General features: G+C 52.1%; 11 protein-coding genes and 1 pseudogene. All 12 read left to right on the top strand.

Annotation, left to right across the window (positions count from 1 at the left end; all coding sequences use genetic code 11):
• The first annotated feature begins 37 nt into the window (after window positions 1–37).
• The 12 genes and pseudogenes from metK to nusA all read left to right on the top strand — a co-directional run bounded on the left by metK (window position 38) and on the right by nusA (window position 13885).
• Window positions 38–1210, top strand: a complete 1173-nt coding sequence (gene metK, locus COO92_RS08285) for a methionine adenosyltransferase (protein WP_101301319.1) — start codon at window positions 38–40, stop codon at window positions 1208–1210.
• Between the two features lie 136 nt (window positions 1211–1346).
• Window positions 1347–2066 (top strand): tRNA (guanosine(46)-N7)-methyltransferase TrmB, encoded by a 720-nt coding sequence (gene trmB, locus COO92_RS08280; RefSeq protein WP_101301318.1) that lies wholly within the window; start codon window positions 1347–1349, stop codon window positions 2064–2066.
• A 188-nt stretch (window positions 2067–2254) separates the two neighbouring features.
• The gene (locus COO92_RS08275; RefSeq protein ID WP_101301316.1) at window positions 2255–2803 is read left to right on the top strand and encodes an RNA polymerase sigma factor; all 549 of its coding nucleotides are present in this window, start codon (window positions 2255–2257) and stop codon (window positions 2801–2803) included.
• Window positions 2804–2923: 120 nt separating this feature from the next.
• A pseudogene (locus tag COO92_RS22255) lies at window positions 2924–3037 on the top strand (FecR/PupR family sigma factor regulator); the annotation flags it as partial.
• 183 nt (window positions 3038–3220) lie between these two features.
• Window positions 3221–3844 (top strand): FecR family protein, encoded by a 624-nt coding sequence (locus COO92_RS08270; protein ID WP_240626393.1) that lies wholly within the window; start codon window positions 3221–3223, stop codon window positions 3842–3844.
• Between the two features lie 212 nt (window positions 3845–4056).
• The gene (locus COO92_RS08265) at window positions 4057–6759 is read left to right on the top strand and encodes a TonB-dependent receptor (RefSeq protein ID WP_240626370.1); all 2703 of its coding nucleotides are present in this window, start codon (window positions 4057–4059) and stop codon (window positions 6757–6759) included.
• Between the two features lie 180 nt (window positions 6760–6939).
• Window positions 6940–7671, top strand: a complete 732-nt coding sequence (locus tag COO92_RS08260; RefSeq protein WP_101301310.1) for a calcium-binding protein — start codon at window positions 6940–6942, stop codon at window positions 7669–7671.
• A gap of 121 nt (window positions 7672–7792) precedes the next feature.
• Entirely contained in the window at window positions 7793–9517 is a 1725-nt protein-coding gene (locus tag COO92_RS08255) for a type I secretion system permease/ATPase (protein ID WP_101301746.1), read from the top strand.
• Window positions 9514–10878 (top strand): HlyD family type I secretion periplasmic adaptor subunit, encoded by a 1365-nt coding sequence (locus tag COO92_RS08250; RefSeq protein ID WP_240626369.1) that lies wholly within the window; start codon window positions 9514–9516, stop codon window positions 10876–10878. Before COO92_RS08255 ends, COO92_RS08250 begins: the two co-directional genes overlap by 4 nt.
• Before the next feature lie 125 nt (window positions 10879–11003).
• The gene (locus tag COO92_RS08245; RefSeq protein WP_240626368.1) at window positions 11004–11630 is read left to right on the top strand and encodes a biliverdin-producing heme oxygenase; all 627 of its coding nucleotides are present in this window, start codon (window positions 11004–11006) and stop codon (window positions 11628–11630) included.
• A 137-nt stretch (window positions 11631–11767) separates the two neighbouring features.
• Complete coding sequence (gene rimP / locus COO92_RS08240) at window positions 11768–12307, top strand: ribosome maturation factor RimP (protein WP_022733746.1); 540 nt, start codon at window positions 11768–11770, stop codon at window positions 12305–12307.
• A gap of 9 nt (window positions 12308–12316) precedes the next feature.
• Window positions 12317–13885, top strand: a complete 1569-nt coding sequence (nusA, locus tag COO92_RS08235; protein ID WP_028791761.1) for a transcription termination factor NusA — start codon at window positions 12317–12319, stop codon at window positions 13883–13885.
• Window positions 13886–13901: the final 16 nt, after the last annotated feature.

The raw sequence follows: 13901 nt of genomic DNA, 5'->3' as shown, positions 1-13901 counted from the left end.
GTCCAGTTTTGGAAACCCATTACCGGAGAAGGTCTTAATGTCACTTTCCGAATATCTTTTTACCAGCGAATCCGTTTCTGAGGGTCACCCTGACAAGGTTTGTGACCGCATTTCCGATTCCATTGTTGATGCATTTTTGGCCGCAGACGAAGATTCGCGTGTTGCCGTTGAAACGCTTGCGACCACCAACCGTGTGGTGCTGGCGGGCGAAACCCGCGGTCCTGAAAGTGTGACCAAGGAAGTCATGATCGAAAAGGCCCGCGATTCCATTCGCGCCATCGGTTATGAGCAGGAAGGTTTCCATTGGAAAACCGCCGAGATCGAGTGCCATGTACATGAGCAGTCGGTGGATATTGCACAAGGTGTTGATTCATCTGGCGAAAAAGATCTTGGCGCGGGTGACCAGGGCATCATGTTTGGTTACGCATGTAACGAAACCGATGAATTGATGCCCGCCCCGATCCAGTTTTCGCACCGCATTCTGCGTGCCATGGCGGAAGATCGTCATTCTGGCGTCGCAGCCCAGTTTGGCCCGGACGCCAAAAGCCAGGTGACGCTTCGCTATGTCGATGGCAAACCGGTTGGTGCGACCTCGGTTGTGGTGTCGACCCAGCATGCTGATGGCCTGAGCCAGGACGACGTTCGTGCGCTGGTTCTGCCCTATGTCGAAGCAGCCCTGCCAAGTGGCTGGTTGCCAGCAGAAGACGAGATTTACATCAACCCGACGGGCCGTTTTGTTATTGGTGGTCCTGATGGTGACGCCGGTTTGACCGGTCGTAAAATCATTGTGGATACCTACGGTGGTGCTGCTCCGCATGGTGGTGGCGCATTCTCGGGTAAAGATCCGACGAAGGTTGACCGTTCTGCGGCCTATGCTGCGCGTTACCTTGCGAAAAACGTGGTTGCTGCTGGTTTGGCAGAAAAATGCACCATCCAGGTTGCGTATGCGATTGGCGTATCCAAGCCGTTGGCGTTGTATGTCAACAACCACGGCACGGGTAATGTCGATGAGATCAAACTGGGCAGTGTTCTGCGTCAATTGATGGATTTGAGCCCGCGCGGCATTCGAGAACATCTTGCGCTGTGCAAGCCGATCTATACCCCGTCTTCTGCCTATGGTCACTTTGGTCGTAAGCCAACCGAAGACGGCGGGTTCTCTTGGGAACGTACCGATCTGGTCGGTGATCTCAAGTCGGCATTTGGCGCCTAGGCAACAGCATTGCAAAAGGGCGATTTGCTAAAATTGCCTGACATGATATGACGCGGGCGGCTCCGAACGGTTTTGGAGCCGCCCGTTTGATTTTAATGCTTCGAACTTTTTCGTTTCCGTTCTGACAGACAAGATAATGCGCAACAGTAACCGACCCATCCCGACACCGGACCGCCCGAACTTTTATGGCCGCCGTGGCAGCCGGCCGCTTAAGGATACGCGGCGTGTGCTTCTTGATAGACTGATGCCCAAGTTTGGCATTGGCTATCCTGATCAGAACGGTGTTGATCCCAACAGCTACTTCGATGACACGCCCGATCAGGTGTGGCTGGAAATCGGCTTTGGGGGTGGTGAGCATCTGGCGGGTCAGGCGCAAGCCAACCCGAATGTCGGTATTATTGGCGCTGAACCGTTTTTGGATGGTGTGGGCAGTCTTGTCCGTCATATTGATGAGCGTGGCCTGACCAATGTGCGGATCATCGCCGATGACTCGCGCCCGTTGCTCTATAAGCTTGTTGATGCGTGCTTTGATCGGGCGTTTTTGCTGTTTCCCGATCCGTGGCCCAAAAAGCGCCATTCCGAACGCCGCTTTATCGGCCCGAAAAACTTGGCCCTGCTGGCGCGTCTGCTTAAAGACGGTGCCGAGTTCCGGGTTGCCAGTGACGATATGCAATATATCTCCTGGACGTTGCAACACATGCACAACCATCCCGATTTTGAATGGCTGGCCGAAGGTGCCGATGACTGGCGCACACCACCCGAAGACTGGGTGAAAACCCGCTATGAGCAAAAGGCGCTGCGTCAGGGCAAGAAATGCAACTATCTGCGATTCCGGCGTAAGCCACGCGCGGCATAGTATGCTTTAGGCTCTTTGCTGCCTTGCGTCTGATCTTCCAGAATAAGTAAAATGTGATTTTCTGGCCTTTACTGGGAATGAGCGTGGGTCATCTGTATCAAAAGTTGCAAATTTTCATTGAGAATGATTTTCATATGCGATAAGTAGAGCATTCAACTTGCTTGACGTTACCGCATGCCCACATTCCAATGTTACGGGATTTCTGTGGCTGCTGGTCAATTCCAAAGGTCCAGACCGTGACGCACTGGGATGTCAATAATCTGTTCAGAACCTATCGCGGGCGCTTGTTACATTTTGTGAGGCAGCGCAGGATATCGTGGCATCTTGCCGATGATATTGTGCAGGATACTTTTGTTCGGGTTGTTGCAACACCGAGCCTGCCTGAGCAATGTTTTGCGCAATCATATCTTTATCGAACTGCCAACAATCTTGTCATTGACCATTTCAGACGCGAACGCATTCTGACCTTTGTGCAGGATTCTGAACTGGCGTTTGAAGTCATCGCCGACGACGCCCCGTCTCCGGAACAGATTGCCTGGTCTCGTCAGGAGCTGCGTCACCTTCAAAAGGTGCTTGAGTCCCTGCCCCGACCATTGCGTGATGTCTTTATTTTGGCCCGTGTCGAAGGCAAAACATATGTCCAGATTGGCGAGCAGTTGGGGATTCCGACCCAAACGGCGTTCAGTCGGATGGTCAAGGCCTTAGGCGTTGTCAAAGAGGCGATGGAAAAACCATAAGAAAAATGATCGCCAGATCAGAAATCCTCAAATCCCGCTCGTCTCATTATCAGGTCCCGCACATCAAAGCGTATATTTGCGTCTTTGCGGGGGAGTTTTATAAAGAACGGCGATGCCGATATGATCCCGGAAACACATTTTGACACCATGCCAAGAACCGTGAGCGATCAGGCCGCTTATTGGTTTGCGTTGCTTCTTGATGGCAGTGAAACGGAAAATGACCGAAAAGCTTTTGCGCGCTGGGTCGCCGAAGATCCGAGTCACCTTCATGCTTTCGATGAAATTGAACGTTTGTGGAATGGTAGTTCCAGTTTGCAAATTGACGCCAACAGAAATCTTGGCCGTCGGGCATTTCTGGGGGGCACAATTGCCGCTATGGTTGTCGGCGCTGGATGGACTGCGCATCGGTTCCATCCCTTGGCAGACATCAGAACAGCCAGTGGTGAGCGCCGCGAAATGGTTCTACCGGGCGGTGTTAAAGCGATGCTTGCCAGCGATACGTCCTTGTCACTTGTTGCGAAACAGGGTGTTTCAGGCGTCGCCATTCATCATGGTGAGGCCTGGTTTGACCATCGAGTTGCAGGGACAAACTTTTTTGTTGCCGCGACTGGCGGAGCCACTTGGTCGGAAGGCGGCAGGTTTGATGTGGCAAACTACGCTGGCACGACAACCGTGATCGCCGAGCAAAATGGTCTTGTCTTACGGGCTGGCGGAACCATGAAGCCGGTTCAGGCCGGGCAGGAAGTTCGATATGGCGATGGTTGGGTCAGCGATCCAAGAAAGGTCAATGTCGGCAATGCGCTTGCCTGGCGGAATGGACAACTTGTGTTTATTGGCGAGCGTCTTGACGACGTCGTCAATATTCTTGAACGCTGGCAAGATGGCAAGATCGTCATCCTTGGAGACGCCTTGAAATCGCGCAAGGTAACAATTGTCGTTGATCTCGACCGGTCACGGCATGTTCTGGATGCGCTTTCGACAGTTTTGTCGATAAAGGTCGATCAATTCACCGACTATCTTACGGTTGTTCGCGCCGCATAATTCCCTGGAAAACCTTCCCGCATGCAATGGATAGCCTCTGAAATTAAATGAGAATGAAAATTATTTTCATAATAAATCATTTAATTTCAGATAACTGATTTTCTTCTTCGTCTCAGAAAGTAACAGGAAATGAATGCGACGCATTTGCATTTCTGAGAAATCAGGAGAAATTGAATATGCCTTCCGACGGGGTGGGTCGTGTGTGCAGCACGATGAATAAAAATTTGCTTGGGGCAACAACATCATTGGGGCGTTCGCATCTGGTCGTGGCCGCAATATTGAGTGCTGGTATCGTGATGTCTGCGCCGGGTTTTGCCGTTGCCCAGGCGCAGTCCAAAAATGAAAGTTTACTGCAAACGCGAGAGGGACCGGAACTGGCACAGGCTGATACTGGACCGGCTCGATTGCAGGCTGGGCAACATCGCTTTGATATCGAAGCACAGTCATTAAGCAGTGCGTTGGTTGTTTTTTCGCGTATTTCCGGCGTGGATGTTGTGTTTGACGGTGTGCTGCCTGATGGCGCCACAAGCGCCGGTGTGAATGGTGATATGACCACTGCGAGCGCGCTCGATATTTTGCTTCGCCAAAGCGGTTTGGCATGGAGTGTGATCAACCAAAGCACCATCTCGATTGCAAATCCACAGCAGGACAATGCGCAGAGTTCGGCAAATATCACAGAGCCAATCACGGTAACGGCAGCAATTCGTAATCTGGGCCCAAACGGCGTTCCTGATGAGGTTTATGAAACACCTGGGTCGATTGCCGTGATTACGCAGGAAAGCATGCGCAAATCCCCTGTGCGGGAAGCACGCGACATTTTCAATCAAGTTGCCGGTGTCGACATTTCAAACGATGCCCGTGATCCGGGATTGACCGTCAATGTCCGCGGTCAGCAGGAAATGGGCCGGGTAAACGTTAATATCGACGGGGCACGACAGAACTATAACCAAGCCTCTCACGGTGCTTCATCGCGCGTCTATCTTGATCCAGCACTTTTGGCAGAAGTTGAGATTGAAAAATCTAACCTTAATCAAAATGGTGGTGCGGGGAGTTCAGCCGGTATTGTGACCATGCGGACACTGAATACCAATGATATCCTTGATGATGATGAGGATTGGGGCGGCAAGGTCAATATTAGTCACGGTACCAACAGCTACGATTTTGCTGGTGACGCATCCGCCGGTGCACGGATTTCACCGAAACTTGATGTTTCGGCAACCATCAGCCGTAAGGTGATAGGGAATTATCGGGCTGGTACACATAATCCCGGTTTGTTTGTTACCGGCAACGGAACATACCACGATCGAGACAGTTCCCGTTCCGACTACACTTTTCTGCGTCAGACGTCTGGATTGGTTAAGGCAAATATCTATTTGACCGAAGATCAGGAGCTCAATCTTGGATATGTCGGATCAAAAAGCAACTATGCCAAAACCAATGACATCGCGAACGAAAAAACAGACTTCAATGAGACCAAGACCGACACTTTAACAGCTAAGCATAACTGGAACCCGGAAACGGATTTGGTGAATCTTGATACCAATCTGTTCTGGACGCGCACCGAAAACAGTCAGTATCGGCCCGCCCGCTACAGCGCGGCAGGCGCGATCGAGCATGATCCTTACACCAATCTTTTTACAGTGGACACAGCGGGCGGCGATATCGCGAACCGTAGCGAATTTGATCTGACCCGGTTTGGAGATGGGCTTAGTGAATTTGGTTTAGGCTATGGGACCGAGTTTTTCCACGACAAAGCCACAACACGTTCGGAAGTCGAAGATTTAGGTGGTTCAGGCGACCTTCCTTATCAAGTTGAAGGCAATACGCCTGCCGGTCAGCGGGATGTCTACGGCGGCTATCTAACGGGAACATATGGCTGGAATGATCTGTTTGAGCTGAGCGCAGGTGTTCGCTATGACCGGTTTGCTCTGGATGGAGATTCTTACTGGTGTGAAGCGGTTCCAAATTTCTTTGGCTCGGCAAATCAATGTGCGACTGACAATGATGCGTCTCTTGATATTGACTTGGTCCAAGACAAGGTTTCCCCGTCATTCGGTTTCGGCATTACACCTGTCAATGGTATCCAGTTGTTCGCCAATTATCGTGAAAACTTTCGTGCTCCGACTGTGATGGAGACGATGTTGAAAGGTTCGCATCTTGGCGGTGTACCGCTTTCCTTTTTCTCAAATGCTAATCTTAAGGCTGAAGAGTCGCGTACACAGGAAATTGGTGCGAATTTCAAATTCGACAATGTTTTGCAACAAGGCGACGGTTTCCGGGCCAAAGTTGCTTATTATCGTACCACGGTGGATAACTACATCACCATGGGCTATGTGCCGACTCCATCGCTTCTTCTGGCCAGTTTGACCGGGACCTATCAGGCGGCTGGTATGGTGAACCTGTCCGACCCAGTCTATATCCACGGTACCGAACTTGAGATGGCCTATGATGGCGGTGAGTATTTTCTCGGTGGAACACTGACGACCTCGGACATGGACCTTAAGGGGACTTATGACCCCTACATCCTTGATACCACATACTCCGCAGCAGCCCTTTCGGTCGCAGATCAATATGGATCTGCATCCAGCCTTAATGGTGTTTATGCACCGCCAAAACGAAAATACACACTTGATGGCGGTTTCAGGTTGTTTGATCAAGATCTGGTCATGGGGATGCGCGCGACATTTGTGTACCCGCAAGACAATATTGGCCATGCAACACTGTCAACGTCGGTCGGCGAGTATTTCAAGTATCGTGTGTTCGACTTCTACAGCTCCTATGAAGTCAACGAGAATGTCTCGCTGCGATTTGCGGTGAACAACATGCTTGATGAAGCTTACGTTCAGGGATCAGGGGGAACATATGCGGCTGCACCGGGACGGACGGCGATTGTGACTTTAAGCGGTAATTTCTAGGTCACAAGGCAATTTAAATGGCATTAACCGGTCAGGAAATTCCCTGGCCGGTGTTTTGGTGCTTCCTATTAACTAATTGTTTTTAAACAAAAAAACATATTGACTCATTATGAAACTAAGAGTCATTCTCATGTTTGTTGCTTCAATGGTTGGGGTGACAAACAACGAGGAGATTCCGAAATGACGATCACGATTGATCTGAATGCAGATGGATCAGGAAACGGTGTGGACTTCAAAGGTATGCTTTCAGACTTTGATGCAAACTTTTCCAAGGGTCTGTTCAACTATGGTGAGTTCCTGAATGGCAACGGTTTGTTTCAGGGCGAACAATATTATTTGAGCGATGAAGACAGCGGTTCGAGCTATACGGGCGGTTTCCTGGCCTCATCCAACAGTGGCACCGATTTCAGCTATGACATCAGTACGCATGAGATCGTTGGTAATCTTGATCAGCTTTCGTTCGGTGAAACCAAGGCTCAGGATGCCAATGGTGATTACTATCTGAGCGATTCGAGCGTCGATATTTCCGGGCTTGCTTTGAGTTCGAGTGAAACCGGTACGGTTCTGACCGGGCTTTTCAGTGGTGATAGTTCGGAACTGCAGTCGGTCTTTGCATCTGAAGGTGTCGAAATCAACGGCAGCACTGGTGATGACGTCATCGGCGGCTGGGCCGGTGATGATGTTCTGACCGGCAATGGCGGTGCGGATACCTTCGAATTCGATACGTCAGCAGATTTCGGTGACGACACCGTGACCGATTTTACCGACGGTACCGATCTTCTTGATATCGATTATGCCTCGGTCACTGTTGCCGATGATGGCAGCGGCAATGCGCTGATCTCCCATGCCAATGGCACGGTCACGCTGACCGGTGTTGATTACACCGATATCGACGCAACTGACTTCGTTTAACAAAACGGCCCGTCCCACAAGCAGCGGAACGGGCGCAAAGTCTTGATGCAGGGTGCCGCGTAACAGCGGCACCCACCCCAACATAAAACATCTTTGGAATATAAAAAACGTGTTTGGCAAAATGTCCCCCCAAAACACTGCGCATGGTGCGTCCCAATCGCCAATTGGATCCGCGATTGCATCTTTGCGCCGTGTGTTCTGGGTTGTCGCAGGATTGAGCGGTGTCTCAAACCTGCTGATGCTGACGGGCCCGCTTTTTATGCTTCAGGTATATGATCGTGTGCTGGCCAGTCAGAGTGTCCCGACCCTTCTGGCGTTGATTGGTCTTGTGATCGGTCTTTATTTGTTTCTGGGCGGTGTGGATGCCCTGCGCGCCCGCATGCTGGTGCGGATTGGCTGGCGGGTTGATGAGCAGATTGGGCCAAAGGCATTGGAACAGACGCTTACCATTCGCTTGCGCAATGGTCGGGAAACGGCGCAGCCACTCAATGACCTTGATCAAATTCGCCAATTCCTTGGTGGGGCCGGTCCTATTGCGATTTGTGATCTGCCGTGGATGCCGCTTTTTCTGGGGATTGTTTTTGTTTTCCACCCTTGGCTTGGCATATTGGCGTTGGTCGGCGGGATTGTTTTAATAACGCTGACATTTGTCAGTGAACTGGTGACCCGTAAGAAGGTCGCGCACATGAATGCGCAAACAGTCGTGCGAAGCAATCTGGTCGAAGCAGGGTGCCGTAACGCCGAAGCCATTCGGGCGATGGGGATGTTGGGGGCTTTTCGGCACCAATGGGGTCAGCAAAATGATCGCTACTTGAGGGAAAACACCGTCGTTGGCGACGTTAATTCAACATTTTCGGCTTATATCAAGGTCATTCGGCTTGCGTTGCAATCCATTGTGCTTGCCCTTGGGGCCTATCTTGCGATCCGGCAGGAAGTCACGCCCGGTGCCATGGTGGCTGCATCAATCCTGACCGCACGCGCACTCTCACCGGTCGAGCAGGCCATTGCCAATTGGCGGGGGTTTGTCGCAGCCCGACAAGCGCGCACCCGCCTGGATCACATTCTCAGTAAACAGGACGCTCATTCCGAACGCATGCAGTTGCCTGCGCCAACGCAAGGTCTGACAATCTCAAATCTTGTAGTGGCAACGTCGGGTGGGGAGTCTGTACATGCCCAAAAAGTATTGTTGCGGGTTAATGATCTGGTGCTTAAGGCCGGAGATGGTTTGGGGATCATTGGTCCCAGCGGATCGGGAAAATCGACTCTTGGGCGGGCAATGGTCGGCATTGGCACCATTCGGGGAGGTTCCATCCGCATTGACGGGGCTGAATTATCACATTGGGATCCTGAACGGCTGGGGCGTCATGTCGGGTATTTGCCACAAGATGTTGAACTGTTTGACGACACGGTTGCCCGCAACATTGCCCGGCTTATCCCTGATGCCAGATCCGAAGATATCGTTTCGGCGGCCCGGTCTGCGGGTGTGCATGACCTGATCCAGTCCCTGCCCAATGGTTATGACACCAAAGTCGGGGCCGGTGGTGTGGTTCTGTCAGGGGGGCAGCGTCAAAGGATTGGTTTGGCACGCGCCCTATTTGGAGATCCGTTCCTGATCGTGCTTGATGAGCCCAATTCCAATCTTGATAGCGCGGGTGAACAGTCGCTTTTGCAGGCAGTCCGCGATGCGCGTGAACGTGGTGCCATTGTTGTTTTGATAGCGCATCGTCCCGGTGCACTGGCGACGGTTAACCTGACAACCATTATTCAGGACGGACGTCAGGTCGCCTTTGGTGCGCGCGATGACATCTTGCGCAAAACCGTCCGACAGGTAGGAGAAACAGCATGATCGGTGTTTCATCTGTGCGTGCGATGTCCGTATCCCCCTCGGCAGCAGGCCGGCAACAGACGGGTCTATCTGCGGCACAACTGGCATTAAGAAAGCATATGTTTTGGGGCGGCGGGATTGTCTTTGCCTTGATGGCAGGTTTGATGGTGTGGCTGTTTCTTGCCCAGCTTTCCGGGGCCGTGGTGGCATCTGGTAAAATGGTGGTCGAAAGCAACGTCAAGGATGTCCAGCATGCCGATGGTGGCATCGTTGGTGAAATTCACGTCCATGACGGTGATCAGGTTAAGGCCGGTGATCTTTTGATCCGGCTCGATGATACAATGGCGCGTGCCAGTCTTGGCATTGTCGAATCCCAGCTTGATGCCTTTCAAGCGCGTCGGATGCGTCTGGTCGCAGAACGCGATGTAAATGATGAGCTGTCCCTGCCGGATGCTTTTAAAAGTCGACAGCAGGATGCCAAGCTTTCTGAATTGGTAAGTGCCGAAAAACGCCTGTTTGCGGCACGGCGCAGCAGCCTTGAAGGTGAAAAACAACAGCTTGCGCAAAAACTGGCCCAGCTTTCCGAAACAATCGTCGGATTAACGGCACAGAAATCAGCAAATGAAGAGGAACGCAGGCACATTGTTGATGAACTAGGCGGGTTAGAGATGCTGTATGCCAAGCAACTTGTTCCGATTACGCGGGTAGCGGCGTTACGCAGGGAGCGGGCTAGTCTCGACGGGACTCATGGTGAACTGACTGCGCAAATTGCGGCGACCCATATGCAGATTTCCGAAACTGAAATGCAGATTTTGCAACTTGATCGTGACCGTCAGACAGACGTTCTGTCCGAACTGACCGATATTGATCAGCAGCTTGCCGAATTACAGCAACGCCAGATTGCGCTTAATGATCAACTGCGCCGGATTGACATTCGTGCCCCCTATGATGGGACGGTTTATCAGATGGCTGTTCATACGGTGGGCGGTGTTGTTGCCGGTGGTGATCGGATCATGGGGATTGTGCCTGACCGCGATGAACTGGTGATCGAAGCGCATGTTAATCCGCGTGATATCGAACAGGTCATGCCTGGTCAAACCGCGATGCTACGCTTTACTGCGTTTAACCAGCGGACAACGCCGGAATTGTCTGGGGAAGTGTCGCGGATTTCCGCCGAGTTGGATCGCGATGAGCTGACGGGGGAGAGTTATTATGTGGTGCGCGTGCGTATTGGGGCTGGTGAACTTGCCAAACTTGATGGGCAGGAGCTTGTCCCAGGCATGCCTGTTGAAACCTTTTTGGCAACCGGAGAACGTTCTGCGCTGAGTTATCTTTTTAAACCTTTGTCGGATCAGTTCGCGCGTGCCTTTCGAGAGGATTAACATCCCGATGTCACAGGAAAGCATTGCGGCGTTCAGATATCGCGTGGTCCGGATCGTTTCAGATTCTATGGGCTGTTTACCAGCAGCCAGTTTAGGCAAATAGAACAGTCACGAGGGGCTTTGACGTGAACGAGATATCACAACCAGAGACGATGCGAGGCCAGCCGACGCGATTGGCTGAGCTGAAACAATCAACGCGGACCGACCATCAGAGTGTTGATGATATGGTGATGGCAATGGCACCCTTTGACAGTCGGGAAAACTATACCCGGTTTCTTCGGCTGCAATATATATTTCATCGTGCAATGCGGCCGCTTTATGTGGCCGATGACCTGAACCAACTGATGCCGGGGCTGGCAGATCGAAGCCGATATGCTGCTGTGTCAAAGGATATTGCCGACATGGGATGTGAGGTTCCTGATTTCAGGAGTCGCCAAGATATAGCGCAGATCGGAATGGCGCGTGTTGGCTGGCTTTATGTTTGTGAAGGATCATCGCTGGGTGCTGCCTTTTTGTTAAAGGCGGCTGCGGGGATCGGTCTTACTGCTGATTTCGGGGCGCGTCATCTGGCAGCACATGCAGATGGCCGGGGGCGTCATTGGCGTGAATTTGTCGATCAGGTCAATAGCTTGGCACTTGGAAAGAATGAAGATGAGATGGTTCGCGATGGTGCCTGTGCGGCCTTTGAATTTTTCCGTAATCTGCTGATGGTCGAGGCCGCGCGCACGGCTGACACGCAATCCCAAGGTTGAAAGGCTCTGCTGGTGGGTATCCCGACTTGATTTCTGCGCAAACCGGCTGTATAAAGCCGCCAAGCTTTTTGTAAAACCGGACAAAGAGTGGGCCTTGCGCCCGCTCTTTTGTGCATTTTGGGGTATGGCATCGCTATATGGCCGAACTGATTGGACAGCAGTTAAAAGACCCGTTGATGGCGAAGGTCACGGAAATTATTGAACCGTCGATCAACGCGCTGGGTTTTGAACTTGTCCGCGTCTCCATGACCGGACAGGACCACAATATCCTGCAGATCATGGCAGATCGTGCGGACGCCAAAGGCAGCATCAATGTTACTGAATGCGCCGAAATCAGCCGTACTGTTTCTGCCCTTATGGATGTCGAGGACCCGATTTCAGGTGCGTATCACCTTGAAGTCAGTTCCCCGGGTATCGACCGTCCTTTAACCCGTGCACCGCATTTTGAAGTGTGGAAGGGGTTTGAGGCAAAGGTCGAACTGACGATGGCCCAAAATGGTCGTCGCCGTTTCAGCGGTTTGCTGGATGGGATTGAAGATAATGCGGTCGCCCTGATTGTTGATGGCGAACGTGTCTTGTTGCCGCTGGCCGATATCGCGAAGTCGAAATTGGTGTTGACGGATGAATTGATCGCGCATGTCACCGGCCAACGCCGGACTGACGACACCGCAGAATAGAGGTTGGATATGGAAGCCACTTCGGGAATGCCACGGCCGGAACTTTTGCAAGTTGCTGATGCCGTTGCCCGTGAAAAGGGCATTGATCGTGATGAAGTTCTTGGCGCAATGGAGCAGGCCATTCAGAAGGCTGGCCGCTCCAGATATGGCCATGAACATGACATCCGTGCCCATATCGACCGTAAAACCGGCGAGATCAAACTCGCACGTTTCGTTGAAGTCACCGATGACATCGAAAACGATTTTACGCAGATGTCGCTCGAACAGGCGCGTATCCGTGATGAAAACATCAATCTGGGTGAATTCCTGATTGATCCGCTGCCGCCGATTGATTTTGGTCGTATCGCTGCACAGACCGCCAAACAGGTTATCGTTCAGAAAGTGCGCGACGCAGAGCGTGAACGTCAGTTCGAAGAATACAAAGATCGTGCCGACGAAGTCATCAATGGCTTGGTCAAGCGTGTTGAATTTGGCAACGTTCTGGTTGATATCGGCCGTGCCGAGGCCATCCTGCGCCGCGAAGAGCTGATCCCGCGTGAAACAGTACGTCAAGGCGATCGCGTTCGTGCGGTGATCCTGGATGTGCGCCGCGAACAGCGCGGCCCGCAAATCTTCCTGTCGCGGACCCATCCTGCTTTCATGGCCAAACTTTTTGCCCAGGAAGTACCGGAAATCTACGACGGTATTATCGAAATCAAATCGGTGGCCCGTGATCCGGGTTCGCGCGCTAAAATCTCGGTTCAGTCGTCAGACACCTCGATCGATCCGGTCGGTGCCTGTGTCGGTATGCGCGGTTCGCGTGTGCAGGCGGTTGTTGCCGAATTGCAGGGCGAAAAAATCGATATCATTCAGTGGTCGGAAGACCCGGCAACCTTTGTTGTGAACGCATTGGCGCCTGCCGAGGTCACCAAGGTTGTTCTGGATGAAGAAACCAATCGTATCGAAGTCGTCGTGCCGGATGATCAGCTGAGCCTTGCCATTGGCCGTCGTGGTCAGAACGTGCGTCTGGCGTCTCAGCTGACCGGTTGGGATATCGATATTCTGACCGAAGAAGACGAAAGCGAACGTCGTCAGGAAGAAGCGCGCAAGCGTGCGGAAATGTTCATCAAGGCACTTGATGTTGATGAAGTTATCGCCCATCTCCTGGTCGCCGAAGGCTTTACCTCGATCGAGGAAGTTGGCTATGTGCCGTTGGCCGAGCTGGCAGAAATCGAAGGTTTCGAAGAAGAAATCGCCGAGGAACTTCGTACCCGTGCACGGACCTTCCTGTCGGACGAAGCTGAACGTCTTCAGAAACGCCGCGAAGAACTTAAGGTTGCTGACGATCTGGTCGAATTTAACGGCCTGTCGCTGGCAGTTGTTGTGCGTCTTGGCGAGAACGAGGTTAAAAACCTTGAAGATTTCGCCGATCTGGCAAGTGACGAGCTGATCGAATTTGCCGGCGATGCCGACAATATCACCATGGATCAGGCGAACGACATGATCATGGAAGCCCGTCGCAAGCTTGGCTGGTTCGAAGGTCTTGAAGAAGAGACCGTTGAGACTGCTGACGAAGCAGTTGAAAGCGAACAGGCCTAAGGCCGATCGGAGGACG

The sequence above is a fragment of the Thalassospira lohafexi genome (genome assembly GCF_002844275.1).
GTDB lineage: Bacteria > Pseudomonadota > Alphaproteobacteria > Rhodospirillales > Thalassospiraceae > Thalassospira > Thalassospira lohafexi.
The sequence above is the reverse complement of the archived record's forward strand: the minus strand, read 5'-3'. Positions and strand labels throughout refer to the sequence as shown.

What these genes read in the sequence shown, in the direction of transcription:
- metK (WP_101301319.1), top strand. Translation starts at nt 38, where the DNA reads ATGTCACTTTCCGAATATCTTTTTACCAGCGAATCCGTTTCTGAGGGT.
- trmB (WP_101301318.1), top strand. Translation starts at nt 1,347, where the DNA reads ATGCGCAACAGTAACCGACCCATCCCGACACCGGACCGCCCGAACTTT.
- COO92_RS08275 (WP_101301316.1), top strand. Translation starts at nt 2,255, where the DNA reads ATGTTACGGGATTTCTGTGGCTGCTGGTCAATTCCAAAGGTCCAGACC.
- COO92_RS08265 (WP_240626370.1), top strand. Translation starts at nt 4,057, where the DNA reads ATGAATAAAAATTTGCTTGGGGCAACAACATCATTGGGGCGTTCGCAT.
- COO92_RS08260 (WP_101301310.1), top strand. Translation starts at nt 6,940, where the DNA reads ATGACGATCACGATTGATCTGAATGCAGATGGATCAGGAAACGGTGTG.
- COO92_RS08255 (WP_101301746.1), top strand. Translation starts at nt 7,793, where the DNA reads ATGTCCCCCCAAAACACTGCGCATGGTGCGTCCCAATCGCCAATTGGA.
- COO92_RS08250 (WP_240626369.1), top strand. Translation starts at nt 9,514, where the DNA reads ATGATCGGTGTTTCATCTGTGCGTGCGATGTCCGTATCCCCCTCGGCA.
- rimP (WP_022733746.1), top strand. Translation starts at nt 11,768, where the DNA reads ATGGCCGAACTGATTGGACAGCAGTTAAAAGACCCGTTGATGGCGAAG.
- nusA (WP_028791761.1), top strand. Translation starts at nt 12,317, where the DNA reads ATGGAAGCCACTTCGGGAATGCCACGGCCGGAACTTTTGCAAGTTGCT.